Annotated in this window: 16 protein-coding genes and 3 tRNA genes; 5 read left to right on the top strand and 14 right to left on the bottom strand. The window is 71.3% G+C overall.

Annotation, left to right across the window (positions count from 1 at the left end):
- The first annotated feature begins 37 nt into the window (after positions 1-37).
- Complete coding sequence (locus ACFY0K_RS28650) at positions 38-667, top strand: NAD(P)-dependent oxidoreductase (RefSeq protein ID WP_390642257.1); 630 nt, start codon at positions 38-40, stop codon at positions 665-667.
- Positions 668-681: 14 nt separating this feature from the next.
- Here ACFY0K_RS28650 and ACFY0K_RS28645 read toward each other — a convergent pair whose 3' ends face one another.
- The 8 genes from ACFY0K_RS28645 to ACFY0K_RS28610 all read right to left on the bottom strand — a co-directional run bounded on the left by ACFY0K_RS28645 (position 682) and on the right by ACFY0K_RS28610 (position 5,549).
- Positions 682-1,737: a UDP-N-acetylmuramate dehydrogenase gene (locus tag ACFY0K_RS28645; protein ID WP_390642256.1), complete on the bottom strand. Its 1,056-nt coding sequence runs from the start codon at positions 1,735-1,737 to the stop codon at positions 682-684.
- A gap of 113 nt (positions 1,738-1,850) precedes the next feature.
- Positions 1,851-3,287 (bottom strand): DHA2 family efflux MFS transporter permease subunit, encoded by a 1,437-nt coding sequence (locus ACFY0K_RS28640; RefSeq protein WP_390642255.1) that lies wholly within the window; start codon positions 3,285-3,287, stop codon positions 1,851-1,853.
- 113 nt (positions 3,288-3,400) lie between these two features.
- Positions 3,401-3,967, bottom strand: a complete 567-nt coding sequence (locus tag ACFY0K_RS28635) for a TetR/AcrR family transcriptional regulator (protein WP_390642254.1) — start codon at positions 3,965-3,967, stop codon at positions 3,401-3,403.
- A gap of 117 nt (positions 3,968-4,084) precedes the next feature.
- Positions 4,085-4,513 carry a MaoC family dehydratase gene (locus ACFY0K_RS28630; RefSeq protein ID WP_390642253.1) on the bottom strand — a complete coding sequence of 143 codons (429 nt, stop codon included), beginning with the start codon at positions 4,511-4,513 and terminating at the stop codon, positions 4,085-4,087.
- A gap of 7 nt (positions 4,514-4,520) precedes the next feature.
- Complete coding sequence (locus ACFY0K_RS28625) at positions 4,521-4,985, bottom strand: MaoC family dehydratase N-terminal domain-containing protein (RefSeq protein WP_390642252.1); 465 nt, start codon at positions 4,983-4,985, stop codon at positions 4,521-4,523.
- 117 nt (positions 4,986-5,102) lie between these two features.
- Positions 5,103-5,267: a 50S ribosomal protein L33 gene (rpmG, locus tag ACFY0K_RS28620; RefSeq protein WP_003948671.1), complete on the bottom strand. Its 165-nt coding sequence runs from the start codon at positions 5,265-5,267 to the stop codon at positions 5,103-5,105.
- A 90-nt stretch (positions 5,268-5,357) separates the two neighbouring features.
- A tRNA-Met gene (locus ACFY0K_RS28615) sits at positions 5,358-5,430 on the bottom strand.
- A 46-nt stretch (positions 5,431-5,476) separates the two neighbouring features.
- Positions 5,477-5,549, bottom strand: a tRNA-Thr gene (locus ACFY0K_RS28610).
- A 288-nt stretch (positions 5,550-5,837) separates the two neighbouring features.
- Here ACFY0K_RS28610 and ACFY0K_RS28605 point away from each other — a divergent pair.
- Together ACFY0K_RS28605 and ACFY0K_RS28600 are read left to right on the top strand one after the other, a co-directional pair.
- Entirely contained in the window at positions 5,838-7,106 is a 1,269-nt protein-coding gene (locus ACFY0K_RS28605; protein WP_390642251.1) for a hydrolase, read from the top strand.
- Between the two features lie 179 nt (positions 7,107-7,285).
- Positions 7,286-7,942, top strand: a complete 657-nt coding sequence (locus ACFY0K_RS28600; protein WP_390642250.1) for an SDR family oxidoreductase — start codon at positions 7,286-7,288, stop codon at positions 7,940-7,942.
- 4 nt (positions 7,943-7,946) lie between these two features.
- On the opposite strand, the gene ACFY0K_RS28595 is transcribed toward ACFY0K_RS28600, so the two are convergent.
- Complete coding sequence (locus ACFY0K_RS28595; protein WP_390642249.1) at positions 7,947-8,159, bottom strand: hypothetical protein; 213 nt, start codon at positions 8,157-8,159, stop codon at positions 7,947-7,949.
- 205 nt (positions 8,160-8,364) lie between these two features.
- Positions 8,365-8,446, bottom strand: a tRNA-Tyr gene (locus ACFY0K_RS28590).
- Between the two features lie 225 nt (positions 8,447-8,671).
- On the opposite strand from ACFY0K_RS28590, the gene ACFY0K_RS28585 reads away from it, so the two are divergent.
- The gene (locus tag ACFY0K_RS28585) at positions 8,672-9,160 is read left to right on the top strand and encodes a YajQ family cyclic di-GMP-binding protein (RefSeq protein ID WP_093499708.1); all 489 of its coding nucleotides are present in this window, start codon (positions 8,672-8,674) and stop codon (positions 9,158-9,160) included.
- 97 nt (positions 9,161-9,257) lie between these two features.
- On the opposite strand, the gene ACFY0K_RS28580 is transcribed toward ACFY0K_RS28585, so the two are convergent.
- Positions 9,258-9,524 carry a GlsB/YeaQ/YmgE family stress response membrane protein gene (locus ACFY0K_RS28580; protein WP_390642248.1) on the bottom strand — a complete coding sequence of 89 codons (267 nt, stop codon included), beginning with the start codon at positions 9,522-9,524 and terminating at the stop codon, positions 9,258-9,260.
- Positions 9,525-9,768: 244 nt separating this feature from the next.
- On the opposite strand from ACFY0K_RS28580, the gene ACFY0K_RS28575 reads away from it, so the two are divergent.
- Positions 9,769-10,974 carry an APC family permease gene (locus tag ACFY0K_RS28575; RefSeq protein ID WP_390642247.1) on the top strand — a complete coding sequence of 402 codons (1,206 nt, stop codon included), beginning with the start codon at positions 9,769-9,771 and terminating at the stop codon, positions 10,972-10,974.
- Positions 10,975-11,059: 85 nt separating this feature from the next.
- Here the strand turns inward: ACFY0K_RS28575 and ACFY0K_RS28570 are convergent, their stop codons facing one another.
- From ACFY0K_RS28570 to htpX, 3 genes are all read right to left on the bottom strand, one after another.
- Positions 11,060-11,626: an SMI1/KNR4 family protein gene (locus ACFY0K_RS28570; RefSeq protein WP_390642246.1), complete on the bottom strand. Its 567-nt coding sequence runs from the start codon at positions 11,624-11,626 to the stop codon at positions 11,060-11,062.
- A gap of 132 nt (positions 11,627-11,758) precedes the next feature.
- A complete protein-coding gene (locus tag ACFY0K_RS28565) occupies positions 11,759-12,151 on the bottom strand; it encodes a YccF domain-containing protein (RefSeq protein ID WP_390642245.1) in 393 nt (130 codons plus the stop codon).
- On the bottom strand, positions 12,148-13,011 hold the full coding sequence (htpX, locus tag ACFY0K_RS28560) for a zinc metalloprotease HtpX (protein ID WP_351957553.1): 864 nt from the start codon (positions 13,009-13,011) through the stop codon (positions 12,148-12,150). The genes ACFY0K_RS28565 and htpX overlap by 4 nt, the downstream gene beginning before the upstream one ends.
- Positions 13,012-13,203 lie beyond the last annotated feature (192 nt).

Here is a 13,203-nt window from a genome sequence, read left to right as displayed (position 1 = left end):
CTCCACCCACAACCACTGTGCTGGAACGGGAGCAGTCATGAATCTCACTGTGTTCGGCGCGACCGGCGGGATCGGCCGGGAGATCGTCCGTCAGGCGCTGGCGTCCGGCCACCGGGTCACGGCGGTCGTCCGCGACCCCGCCCGGCTGACCGTGACCGGCACGGGCCTGGAGGTGGTCCGCGCGGACCTCACCGACCCCGAGGTGATCCGTCCGGCAGTGACCGGCCGGAACGCGGTCCTGTCCGGTCTGGGCCCGCGCGGCCGGGGCGACGCCGGCGTCGCCGCCCGGCTGACCCGCACGGTCCTGGCCGCCATGGGGGCGGAGTCCGTACGGCGGCTGGTGGTGGTCAGCGCCGCACCGGTGGGCCCGGAACCGGACGACGGCCTACTGGACCGCACCATGCGCGGTCTGGTCGCCACCGTCCTCAAGCCGGTCTACGACGACCTGCGCGCGATGGAGGCCGAACTGTCCCGCAGCGGCACCGACTGGACCTCCGTACGCCCACCGCGCCTGCAGGACAAGCCGCTGACCGGTACCTACCGCACAGTGGTGGGCGGCTTCCCGCGCAAGGGACGCTTCATCGCAAGGGCGGACGTGGCCCACGCGATGCTCGCGATGATCGAGGACGCGGGGACGGTGAAGCAGGGGGTGGGCGTGGCGTACTGAGTCCGGCGGAGCGCTCAGAGGCTGACGCCGACGGTCACCGGTTCGTTGACCAGGGTCACGCCGAAGGCCTTCCGGACCCCGGCGACGACCTCCCGCGCCAGCTCCAGCAGGTCCTCGGTCGTGGCCCCGCCCCGGTTGGTCAGCGCCAGCGTGTGCTTCGTGGAGATCCGGGCCGCACCGCTGCCGTACCCCTTGGTGAACCCGGCCTTGTCGATCAGCCAGGCCGCCGAGGTCTTGGTACGCCCTTCCCCGGCGGGGTAGGCGGGCGGCTCGGCCGCGTCGCCCAGCCGCTCGCGTACGCGTGCGCGGAAGGCGGCGAACTGCTCGTCCGTGAGGATCGGGTTGGTGAAGAAGGATCCCGCCGACCAGGTGTCGTGGTCCTCGGGATCCAGCACCATGCCCTTTCCGGCACGCAGCTTGAGCACGGTCTCGCGGGCGTCGGCGAGCGGCACCCGGTCCCCCGGCTCCACCCCGAGCGCCCGCGCGGCCTCCGCGTACCGCACCGGCGCCGACAGCCCGCCCGCGTCCTCCAGCCCGAACCGGACGCGCAGGACGACGTACCGCTCGGGGTCGCCCTTGAACCGGCTGTGCCGGTACGAGAACGCGCACTCCTCGTTGGCCAGCGTCACGGTCCTGCCGGTCCGCCGGTCGTACGCGACGACCTCGGTGACGGTCGAGGAGACCTCCTGCCCGTACGCCCCCACGTTCTGGATGGGCGTGGCCCCCGCGGATCCCGGGATGCCGGCGAGGCACTCGATGCCCGCGAGACCCGCTTCGACAGTGCGGGCGACCGCGTCGGTCCACACCTCACCGGCCGCCAGCTCCAGCGTCGTACCGCGCAGTTCGAATCCGGTGGTGGCGATGCGCAGGGCGGTGCCGTCGAAGCCCTTGTCGCCGATGACCAGGTTCGATCCGCCGCCGATGACCAGCAGCGGGGTCCCGCTGTCGTCGGCCGCGCGGACGGCGGCGATCACCTCGGCGTCGGTGGTCGCGGTGACCAGCCGGGTGGCGGGGCCGCCGAGCCGGAAGGTGGTGAGGGGGGCGAGGGGGGCGTCGTGGAGTTCCTGCACGCGCCCAAGACTACGAGACGCCGCCGGCGGTCCGGCCACCACGAGCGGCACGCGCGCGTGAGGCCCCGTCCGCACCTGAAACGGGCCCCACGCGCGCGTGCCGTCAGCCGTCGTCAGCCGCCGACGGTCTCCAGTGCCGGGGCCGGCTCCCCCTCCGCCAGGAGCCGCGCGGCGCGCCGCCGGCCGGGGATGGCCAGGGCGGCGATCCCGGCGAGGGCCACCACGGCCGCGCCGGTGACCAGGGCGGGCTGCAGTCCGTCCACGAAGCTCTGGGCGCTCTCGTAGCCGCCCTGGGCGGAGAAGATGGACGACATGACCGCGACGCCGAGTGCGCCGCCGACCTCGCGCAGCGCGTTGTTGGCGCCGGAGGCGATGCCCTGTTCCTGCGGGCGTACGGCGGACATCACCAGGTTGGCGGCCGGGGCGAAGTACAGGGCCATGCCGATGCCGCTGACGATCAGGCCGGGCAGCTGGGCGCCGTAGGAGGCGTCGGCGGTGACGACCGAGGCCAGGTAACCGAGCCCGGCGGCCTGGAGGAAGAGCCCGGCCGCGACGACCGGGCGGCCGCCTATGCGGTCGGACAGGATGCCGGCGATCGGCGCGACGATCATCGGCATGCCGGTCCAGGGCAGCATCCGCAGGCCGGCCTCGGTGGGCGAGTAGCCGAGCACGCCCTGCATGTACTGGCTGAGCAGGAAGATCGACCCGAACATCCCGAGGAACATCAGCAGGCTGGCCGCGTTGATCCCGGAGAAGGCGCGGGAGCGGAAGAGCCGCATGGGCAGCATGGGGTTCTTGGCGCGGCTGCCGTGGAGGACGAAGCCGGCGAGCAGGGCGCCGCCCGTGAACAGGCCGGTGAGCACGAGAGGGCTGGTCCAGCCGTCGGCGGGGCCACGCACCAGGCCGTAGACGATCCCGAAGAGGCCGCCGCTGGCGAGCAGGGTGCCAGGGACGTCGAGCGGGGCGCCGGTTCCGTGCGACTCGGCGAGGCGGAGGCGGGCGAGCGGCAGGAGGGCGAGGCCGAGCGGTACGTTCAGCCAGAAGATCCAATGCCAGGACACGTGTTCGGTGAGGCTGCCGCCGATGAGCGGCCCGGAGGCGACCGCGAGCCCGTTGACGGCCCCCCAGATGCCGTATGCCATCCCGCGCCTGGCCTCGGGCACGGCTGCCGTCAGCAGGGTGAGCGTGAGCGGCATCATGATCGCCGCGCCGACGCCCTGCACCGCGCGGGCGGCGATCAGGGAGTCGATGCCGGGTGCCATGGCCGCCGCGGCGGAGGCGCCGGTGAAGACGGTGAGTCCGGCGAGGAAGAGCCGGCGCCGGCCGAAGCGGTCGCCCAGGGCGGCGCCGAACATCAGCAGGACGGCGAAGGTGAGCGTGTAGGCACTCACGGTCCATTCGAGGTCGTCCAGGGCTCCGCCGAGGTCCTTGCGGATCGAGGGCAGGGCGGTGGTGACGACGAGGTTGTCGAGGGCCGCCATGAACCCGGCGACGCTGGTGATGACGAGGGCCCATCCGGCGCCCCCACGACGTGCGGTTTCTTCTGACATCGCTCCCCCAGAGCGTGCTCTGCGTTGCATTGATTAGTTATCGATCACTAATTTCCTGCGCCATGAAAAGACCCGGTCCGGGAACGGCGAACCGCCCCTGACTCGTCGCCGCACTACTCCAGCCGCTCCGTGACTCCGGCGTCCGGGTGCATCCCCTGCCAGACCCGGTGCTCGGGCGGAAACCCCATGGCGGCATAGGTGTTGATGAGCATCCCTTTGGCCAGGAAGGCCGTGGTGCGGTCGGCGTCCGCCCCCGAGAGCAGGTGGACGGTGTCCCACAGGCGCCCCCAGCCGGCCCGCACGAGCTCGCCGAACTCGTGCTCGCCCTCCGCCTCGGCGGCCGCGACGGCGATGTACGTCTGCATCTGCATCTGGAGCCGCTCCGGCCGCTCCTGGATGATCTGCACGTAGGCGTCACCCATGGCATGCAGGGCCTCTTCGCCCCGCAACCCCTCGGCCACCTTCTCGAAGAGTTCGCGCATCTCGTCGATGCAGCGCTGCGAGGCGACGGCGAAGATCGCCTTCTTGCCCGGAAAGAGCCGGAAGAGGTACGGCTGCGAGACCCCGACCCGCTTGGCGATCGCCTCGGTGGAGGTGCCGTAATAGCCCCTCTGTGCGAACTCGGCAATCGCCGCACGGATGACGCTCTCGCGCCGCTCCTCTGCGCTCATCCTGACCATGCGAGAAAGTTAGTACCCAATCACTAACTACGTCAAGGAGTCCGGACCGCCGCCCTCCAGGGCCACGCGGTAAGGGGCGTCGCTCACGGGAGGGCGCCCCTTACCGAGACGGCTGACTCAGCCCAGCCGCACGACCGCCCGCGACATGCCCAGCACCTTCTGCCCCGCGCTCGTCGCCGTCAGGTCGACGCGCACGGTGTTGTCGTCGAGCTTGGCCGCGACCTTGGCGCTGACCTCGATCAGGGCCCCCTGGTCGTCGTTCGGGACGACGACGGGCTTGGTGAAGCGGACGCCGTAGTCGACGACCGCGCCCGGATCGCCGGTCCAGTCGGTGACGACCCGGATCGCCTCGGCCATGGTGAACATGCCGTGGGCGATGACGTCCGGGAGGCCCACCTCCTTGGCGAACTTCTCGTTCCAGTGGATCGGGTTGAAGTCCCCGGAGGCGCCCGCGTACCGCACCAGTGTGGCGCGGGTCACGGGGAAGGTCTGGGCCGGCAGTTCGGTGCCGACCTCGACGTCCTCGTACGCGATCTTCGACGTCATCGGATGCTCACGCCCCGCCTTCTTCTTCGTCCGCAGCGCGGGCCACCAGCTTGGTCAGGGCGCTCACCACGAGCTCGCCGGTCTCGTCGTGGACGTCACCGCGGATGTCGATGATGTCGTTGCCCGCGAGGGACTTGACGGCCTCGATGGTCGAGGTCACGGTCAGCCGGTCGCCGGCGCGCACCGGACGCCGGTAGGCGAACTTCTGGTCACCGTGCACCACCCGGGTGTAGTCCAGGCCGAGCTGCGGGTCCTCGACGACCTGGCCCGCCGCGCGGAACGTGATCGAGAAAACAAAAGTCGGCGGGGCGATCACATCGGAATGGCCGAGCGCCTTGGCGGCCTCCGGGTCCGTGTACACGGGGTTGGTGTCACCCACCGCCTCGGCGAACTCACGGATCTTCTCCCGGCCCACCTCGTAGGGCTCGGTGGGTGGGTAGGTCCGTCCCACGAAGGACTGGTCGAGCGCCATTGGCCCGGCACCTCCTGATGTCTGCTGTGCTGCCCCACAAACTAGCGGGAAGGCATCGGCCGAAACGCCGTGAGGCCGCCCCCGAGTCGGGGACGGCCTCACGGACGAGCCTGTTTGTTATCGCGTTTCGCGGTGCGCGGTATGCGCATTGCAACGCGGGCAGTGCTTCTTCATCTCAAGACGGTCCGGGTTGTTACGCCGGTTCTTCTTGGTGATGTAGTTCCGCTCCTTGCACTCCACGCAGGCCAGCGTGATCTTCGGGCGGACGTCGGTGGCAGCCACGTGAGTGCTCCTAAGACGAACGGATGGACTGATTCAACGCAAGAAAGAGTAGCCGATCGAAGGACCGACCCCGCAATCGGCTACTGTCAGTAGCGGTGACCGGACTTGAACCGGTGACACAGCGATTATGAGCCGCTTGCTCTACCGACTGAGCTACACCGCTTTGATGAGATCGGCCCCCGCCTCGCGACGGGAACCTCTCACACCAGAGCCCCAATACGGAATCGAACCGTAGACCTTCTCCTTACCATGGAGACGCTCTGCCGACTGAGCTATTGGGGCGAGCGATGAAGACATTACACGCTCGGCCGCCGTTCGCCCAAATCCGTTTCCCGCCGCCCTTCCCGGCCCCCTCCGGTCCCCTTCCGACCGCCTCCCGCACGGCTCACAACGGCCTCCCGGGCCCCTTCCGTCACCCCCCACGCGCGCGTGGGGGGCCGTTCCCCGCAGGTCCGACGGCTCCGGTACGACTATTGAGCTCCTCCCCGCCGCACGCGGCTCGCCGCCCTAGGCTCGACTCACTCTGCGTGATCTTGAGTCCCATGCCTGGCCCGACCCTGATGGAGCGCGATGCCCGACAGCCAGCCGCAGCCGCCCTCGTCGTCGTCCAACCCCCAGGGTTCCTCGGGCCAGCCCGACCCGGCCGCGCTCCTGCTGTGCGGGGCGCGGCTCACCGACGGCAGGACCGTGGACGTGCGGCTGGGCTGCGGTCGCATCGAGGCGGTGGGCACGGCCGGCAGTCTGGCCGCGGGCCCGGCCCGCACGGGCGGCACGCGCGTGGACCTGTCCGGCTACCTCCTCCTCCCCGCCCCGGCCGAACCGCACGCCCACGGCGACACCGCGCTTTCCGCCGAACACGACGGCCCGGTCTCCTACGAAACCGAGGACGTCCAGCGCCGCGCCACCGAGGCGGCCCTGCTGCAGCTGGGACACGGTGCGACGGCGGTACGCGCGCACGTGCGCGTGGGCGACGTCCAGGGGCTGGGTGCCCTTGCCGCCGTCCTCCAGGCGCGCCGCTCGCTGCGGGGGCTCGCGGAACTCACGGCGGTCGCGATGCCGCGCGTGCTGACCGGGCTCGCCGGCGCCGACGGGCTCGCCATGCTGCGGGACGCCGCGAAGATGGGCGCGTCGGTCATGGGCGGCTGCCCCGACCTGGACCCCGATCCCACCGGCTACGCGGAGGCGGTCCTGGAGGTCGCCTCCGAACACGGCTGCCCGGTCGACCTGCACACCGACGCCACCGACCCTGCCCGGCTGGCCAGGCTCGCGGCGATGGCGGGCGGCATGCGTCCCGGCGTGGTCCTCGGACCGTGCGCCGGGCTCGCGCGCCTGCCCGCCGAGGTCGCCGCGCGGGTCGCGGACCAACTCGCCGCGGCCGGCATCACGGTGGTGTGCCTGCCTCAGGGCGGCTGCGGTGCCGTGGACCGCCGCGGCACGCCTCCGGTACGGCTGCTGCGCGCGGCCGGGGTGCGGATCGCCGCCGGCAGCGGCGCCCTGCGCGACCTGTCGAACCCCGTCGGCCGCGGCGACCCCCTGGAGGCGGCCTACCTCCTGGCCTCCCGGCACGGCCTGCGCCCCGAGGACGCCTACGACGCCGTGAGCACCGCATCCCGCGCCGCCCTCGGCCTGCCCGAGGTCCGCGTCGAGGCCGGCTTCCCCGCCGAACTCCTCGCGGTACGCGGCGACCACCTGGCCGGCGCGCTCTCGCTCGCCTACAGCCGGATCGTGGTGCACCGGGGGCGCGTGGTGGCACGCACGAGCGCGGTCCGCGAGTACTGCAACTCGGTGGTGGCAGCGGAACTGGGGCTGCCGCGGCAGGGGCGGGGGAAGTTGTCCTGAGGGGCACGCGAACGCGAACGCCCGGGCGCGGGCCGGGGCGCGGGAGCGCGCGGCACGGAGCGCGGGATCCCCGCAGCGCGCCCGTACCTGACCGGCGCGCGCCAGGAGGAACCACCCGGGCGTGTGGGGCGCATGAAGTCGTGCGGCGGATGCGGGGCTTCGGGCGTACGGTCTGAAACATGCGCATTGTCATCGCTGGTGGTCATGGTCAGATCGCGTTGCGGCTGGAGCGGCTGCTCTCCGCGCGCGGGGACGAGGTCGCGGGAATCATCCGGAGAGCCGAGCAGGGCGACGACCTGCGGGCGGCCGGCGCCGAACCGTTGCTGCTGGACCTGGAGTCGGCGTCGGTCGAGGAGGTCGCGGCGCTCCTGCAGGGGGCGGACGCGGCGGTGTTCGCGGCGGGCGCGGGCCCGGGCAGCGGGACGGCCCGCAAGGAGACGGTGGACAAGGGCGCGGCGGTGCTGTTCGCGGACGCGGCCGTGCGCGCGGGCGTACGCCGTTTCGTGGTCGTCTCCTCGATGGGCGCGGACCCGGCACACCGAGGCGACGACGTCTTCGACGTGTACCTGCGGGCCAAGGGCGAGGCCGACGCGTACGTGACCGGGCAGAGCACTCTCGACTGGACGATCCTGCGCCCCGGTTCGCTGACGGACGCGCCGGGCACCGGTCTGGTGCGGCTGGAGGCGCACACGGGCCGGGGTGCGGTCTCCCGTGACGACGTGGCCGCCGTACTGGCGGAGTTGGTGGACACCTCGGCGACGGCGGGCCTGACCCTGGAGCTGATCGGCGGGTCGACGCCGGTCACGGTGGCCGTGAAGTCGGTGGCCGGGAACTGAGTTCTCAGAACAGCGGCAGCTGCCCGGGGAACTCCCGCACGACGTAACCGTCCAACGAGGGTTCCACGGCCCCGGTCCGGGCCTGCTGCCGCGAGCCGGAGCAGGAGAGGAGCTCTCCGGCCTCGCGGGCCCCGGGCGGGTCGTGCCGCGCGAAACGGCCCGCCACGACGGCGATTTCACGGCGGCACACCGGGCAGGTTCTGCGTCGGGAGGACATGTGTTCAGTGTGCCCCGAGGCAGAGGATCCGCGGCGGACCGCAGCCCGGCCGCCTCACCGGCGAACCACCGTCATGATCTTCGTCACGCCCGGCGTCCACGCCCCGCGTCCACACGGTCCGGCCCGCGCGAGGACATGCGACCGAGCACATGACGAAGGGCCCGTGACCTGCATGATCGCAGGTCACGGGTCCTTCGTTCCCGTGTGGCGGCGCCAGGATTCGAACCTGGGAAGGCTGAGCCGGCAGATTTACAGTCTGCTCCCTTTGGCCGCTCGGGCACACCGCCGGGTTTTGCCACCAGGCCGTACCGCTTCTCGGCGGTGCTCCCTGGCAACGACGTAAACAATACCCGATCCGCAGGGGTGCTCCGCCACCCGATTGATCGCCGCCCGCGGGACGCGGGGTGGCTAGGCTGGTGCGGATGCGGCCCGGTCCCCACCCCGGGCTCGGCGGCTGCCGTCGCGCGCCGCGACGCATCCCGTCACACCCCCGATACAAGGAGCCACAGGACATGGCCGACTCCAGTTTCGACATCGTCTCGAAGGTCGAGCGGCAGGAGGTCGACAACGCCCTCAACCAGGCCGCCAAGGAGGTCTCGCAGCGTTACGACTTCAAGGGCGTGGACGCCTCGATCGCCTGGTCCGGCGAGAAGATCCTGATGCAGGCGAACTCCGAGGAACGGGTCAAGGCTATCCTCGACGTCTTCCAGTCGAAGCTGATCAAGCGTGGCATCTCGCTGAAGGCGCTGGACGCGGGTGAGCCGCAGCTCTCCGGCAAGGAGTACAAGATCTTCGCGTCGATCGAGGAGGGCATCTCCCAGGAGAACGCGAAGAAGGTCGCGAAGATCATCCGTGATGAGGGCCCCAAGGGCGTCAAGGCCCAGGTGCAGGGCGACGAACTGCGGGTCAGCTCCAAGAGCCGCGACGACCTCCAGGCCGTGATCGCGCTCCTGAAGGGCCAGGACTTCGACTTCGCGCTCCAGTTCGTGAACTACCGGTAGGCAGCGTCTTCGAAGTACGAGGAGGGCGGGCACCGCGCGGTGCCCGCCCTCCTCGTACTTACTCGCTTACTCGTGCGTCGGCACCGGCCGGACGTGGTCAGTCGCGCGAGTTGCCGAACAGGATGCGGTAGACGATCAGCAGGACCAGCGAGCCGCCGATCGCCGCCACCCAGGTCGCGCCGTCGTAGAAGTTCTTGGTGACCGGGTGGTCCAGCCAGCGGGCCGATATCCAGCCGCCGAGGAACGCACCCACGATGCCGATGAGGGTCGTGCCGATGAAGCCCCCCGGGTCGCGCCCCGGCAGCAGGAGTTTGGCGATGGCGCCGGCCAACAGTCCCAGGATGATCCAGCTGATGATGCCCATGACCTGAACCTGCCCTTCCACGCTGTGTTCGCACTGTTCCGGCCCTGTGATTTCGGTCGGGGCCGGCTGTGCCGGACAGGTGGTGCCGGACAGGCCGTCCGAGCCGTCCGCATGTGTCCGTCGCGCGTGTGTTCGTGCCTTGTCGATGACGAGGACGCCTGGGCGATACCGCACGGTTGCAGCGATCAGTAGGGTGCGCCGGGTGGCCTCCTCAACTCCTTCCGGTCTGCGGCGGACGCTGGGCGTGCACGACGCAGTGATCGTCGGCCTCGGCTCGATGGTCGGGGCCGGCGTGTTCTCCGCCCTCGGCCCCGCCGCCCGCGCCGCAGGGTCGGGGCTGCTGCCGGCTCTGGCCGTCGCAGCCCTGGTCGCCTACTGCAACGCCATGTCCTCGGCACGCCTGGCCGCCCGGTACCCGCAGTCGGGCGGTACCTACGTGTACGGGCGGGAGCGGCTCGGCACCTTCTGGGGGTACCTCGCGGGCTGGGCGTTCGTCGTCGGCAAGACGGCGTCCTGCGCGGCGATGGCACTCACCGTGGGCGCCTACGTCTGGCCGGGGCAGGCGCACGCGGTGGCGGTGGCCGCCGTGGTGGCGCTGACCGCCGTGAACTACGGCGGCATCCAGAAGTCGGCCTGGCTGACCCGGGTGATCGTCGCAGTGGTCCTGGCGGTCCTCACAACCGTGGTGGTGGTGTGCCTGACGTCCGGGGCGGCGGACGCGGAGCGGCTGGACGTCGGACTGCCGACGGGCGTGGGCGGGGTACTCGAGGCGGCCGGTCTGCTGTTCTTCGCGTTCGCCGGGTACGCGCGGATCGCGACCCTCGGTGAGGAGGTCCGGGACCCGGCGCGCACCATTCCGCGTGCGATCCCGCTGGCTCTGGGGATCACTCTGGTGGTGTACGCGTGCGTGGCGGTGGCCGCGGTCTCGGTGCTGGGCACGGACGGGCTGGGGCGGGCGGCCGCGCCGCTGGCCGACGCGGTGCGGGCGGCCGGGGTACCGGGGCTGGTGCCCGTGGTGCGGGTGGGGGCCGCGGTGGCCGCGCTCGGCTCGCTGCTGGCACTGATCCTGGGGGTGTCGCGGACGACGCTGGCCATGGCCCGCGACGGTCATCTGCCGCCGGCGCTGGCCGCCGTACACCCCCGTTTCCAGGTCCCGCACCGCGCGGAGCTGGCCGTCGGCGCGGTGGTCGCCGCGGTGGCGGCGACCGCGGACGTACGGGGTGCCATCGGTTTCTCCTCCTTCGGGGTGCTGGCGTACTACGCGCTGGCCAACGCCTCGGCGTGGACCCTGGATCCGGCGCCGCGGGCGCGGATGGTTCCGGCGGTGGGACTGCTGGGGTGTGTGATCCTCGCTTTCGCGCTGCCGGTGATCTCGGTGGTCGTGGGGGCGGCCGTACTGGCGCTGGGTGCGGCGGCGTACGCCGTACGGCGGTGGGTGGCGGCCCGGTAGACACGGTGGCCGCCACGACGTCGACCACCGCGACCGCGGGCTGCCGCGTGGGACCGCGGCGGCCGCCTTCGGCAGACTCCGTCCGTCAGAGGGCCCGCTCCGGGGCCGTGCGGGTCCGGAAGCCGCCCCAGGGGGTGAGATCCGTGCCCTCGTCGGTCTCCTCGTACCAGCCCGTGCCCTCCAGCCAGATGCGCAGCCAGTCGGTGAGGCTGGGCGCGTCCACGAACCAGGCACCGTCGGCGCCGTCGGCGTTGGGCTCGTAGAGCAGGACCGTGGCCTGCGGGTCCCTGCAGTCCACGCAGGCGTACATGCCGCACCCCCAGTGCGATATCGGCAGGACGCCCTCGGGCCAGGGCCAGTCCGGGTTCTTGCGGCCGTACTCGCGGTTGGTGAGGTACTGGGGGACGGCGGCCGGTTCTCCCGAGGGCGCGGAGTCGAGCAGGGGCAGCAGGCCGTACGACGGGCCGAAACCGCCGTCGCCCACCCGCTCGTAGAGCGCCGCGAGGAGAGGTGGCAACGGGAAACCGAGGGATTGACCGGCGCGGTCGAGCGTGATGGCGTCGACGGGCGCGGGGAGCGAAGGCCAGCCCCACGGGCGGGAGTTGCGGGCCTGTGCGGTCACCTGTGTCAGCAACTGCTCGATCTCGGTCATGGCTTCATGATGCAGGCCGCCACTGACATCCGCGCCGGCCTGTGGACAACCTCCGGCCGACGCTCCGGACCCGCCCCGGCCTGTGGACAACTCGTGGGCCGAAGAGCCCGGGTCGGGTCGGACGGAGTGCGGTCAGCGGGTCGCGAACGGCTGGTCCGTGGGGACGATCTCGCGTCCGAGCGGAAACAGGGAGACCGGGATCAGCTTGAAGTTGGCGATGCCGAACGGGATGCCGATGATCGTCAGGCACATCGCGATGCCGGTGACGATGTGGGCGAGGGCCAGCCACCAGCCCGCGAGGATCAGCCACAGCACGTTGCCGACACAGGAGGGGGCACCCGCATCGCGTCGCTCCACGGTCGTGTACCCGAAGGGCCACAGGGCGTACACGCCGATACGGAAAGCGGCTATGCCAAAGGGAATGCCGATGATCGTGACGCACAGGATCACGCCGGCCAGCAGGTAACCGAGGAACAGCCAGAAGCCGCTCAGGACGAGCCAAATGATGTTCAGGATGGTCTTCACCGAGGGCGACCTGCCATCTTCTCTAGCCGGGCGATCCGTTCCGCCATGGGCGGGTGCGTCGAGAACATCTTGGACAGTCCCTGACCCGGGCGGAAGGGGTTCGCGATCATCATGTGGCTCGCGGTCTCGATCCGGGGCTCGGGAGGCAGCGGGAGCTGTTTGGTGCCGGCGTCCAGCTTGCGCAGGGCGCCGGCGAGGGCGAGCGGGTCGCCGGTGAGCTGGGCGCCGGAGGCGTCCGCCTCGTACTCCCGGGAGCGGCTGATGGCGAGCTGGATGAGGCTGGCGGCCAGCGGGCCCAGGATCATGATCAGCAGCAGGCCGAGGAAGCCGGGTCCGTCGTCGTCGTCCGAACGGCCGACCGGGATCAGCCAGGCGAAGTTGACCAGGAACATGATCACCGAGGCCAGGGCGCCGGCGACCGACGAGATGAGGATGTCGCGGTTGTAGACGTGGCTGAGTTCGTGGCCGATGACGCCGCGCAGTTCCCGCTCGTCCAGGATGCGCAGGATGCCTTCCGTGCAGCACACGGCGGCGTTGCGCGGATTACGGCCCGTGGCGAAGGCGTTCGGTGCCTCGGTCGGGGAGATGTACAGGCGGGGCATGGGCTGGCGGGCCTGGGTGGAGAGTTCGCGGACCATCCGGTACAGGGCCGGCGCCTCGAACTCGCTCACCGGGCGGGCGCGCATCGCGCGTAGCGCCAGTTTGTCGCTGTTCCAGTACGCGTACGCGTTCGTGCCGAGGGCGACGAGGACCGCGACGATCAGACCCGTTCGGCCGAAGAAGCTGCCGATGACGATGATGAGTGCCGACAGCCCCCCGAGGAGAACTGCGGTCCTGAGCCCGTTGTGCCGGCGGTGCACGGTACGCCCTCCAAGTCGTGCGGCAGGGGAACCCTTTGCCTGCGGTGCTGCCTTCCGATCTGCGATGCCACCGGTGTCGTGGTGTCACGTCCAGTGGACCCTCCCGCACTGGTCAACGCCAGGCGACGGCCACTAGTTCCCTTGTGCCCGCTGTGCGCGGGGTGAGCCGTCCGGGTGAGGGGCCGCGCCCGG

The organism is Streptomyces sp. NPDC001507 (genome assembly GCF_042894765.1).
Taxonomy (GTDB): Bacteria; Actinomycetota; Actinomycetes; order Streptomycetales; family Streptomycetaceae; genus Streptomyces.
The sequence above is the reverse complement of the archived record's forward strand: the minus strand, read 5'-3'. Positions and strand labels throughout refer to the sequence as shown.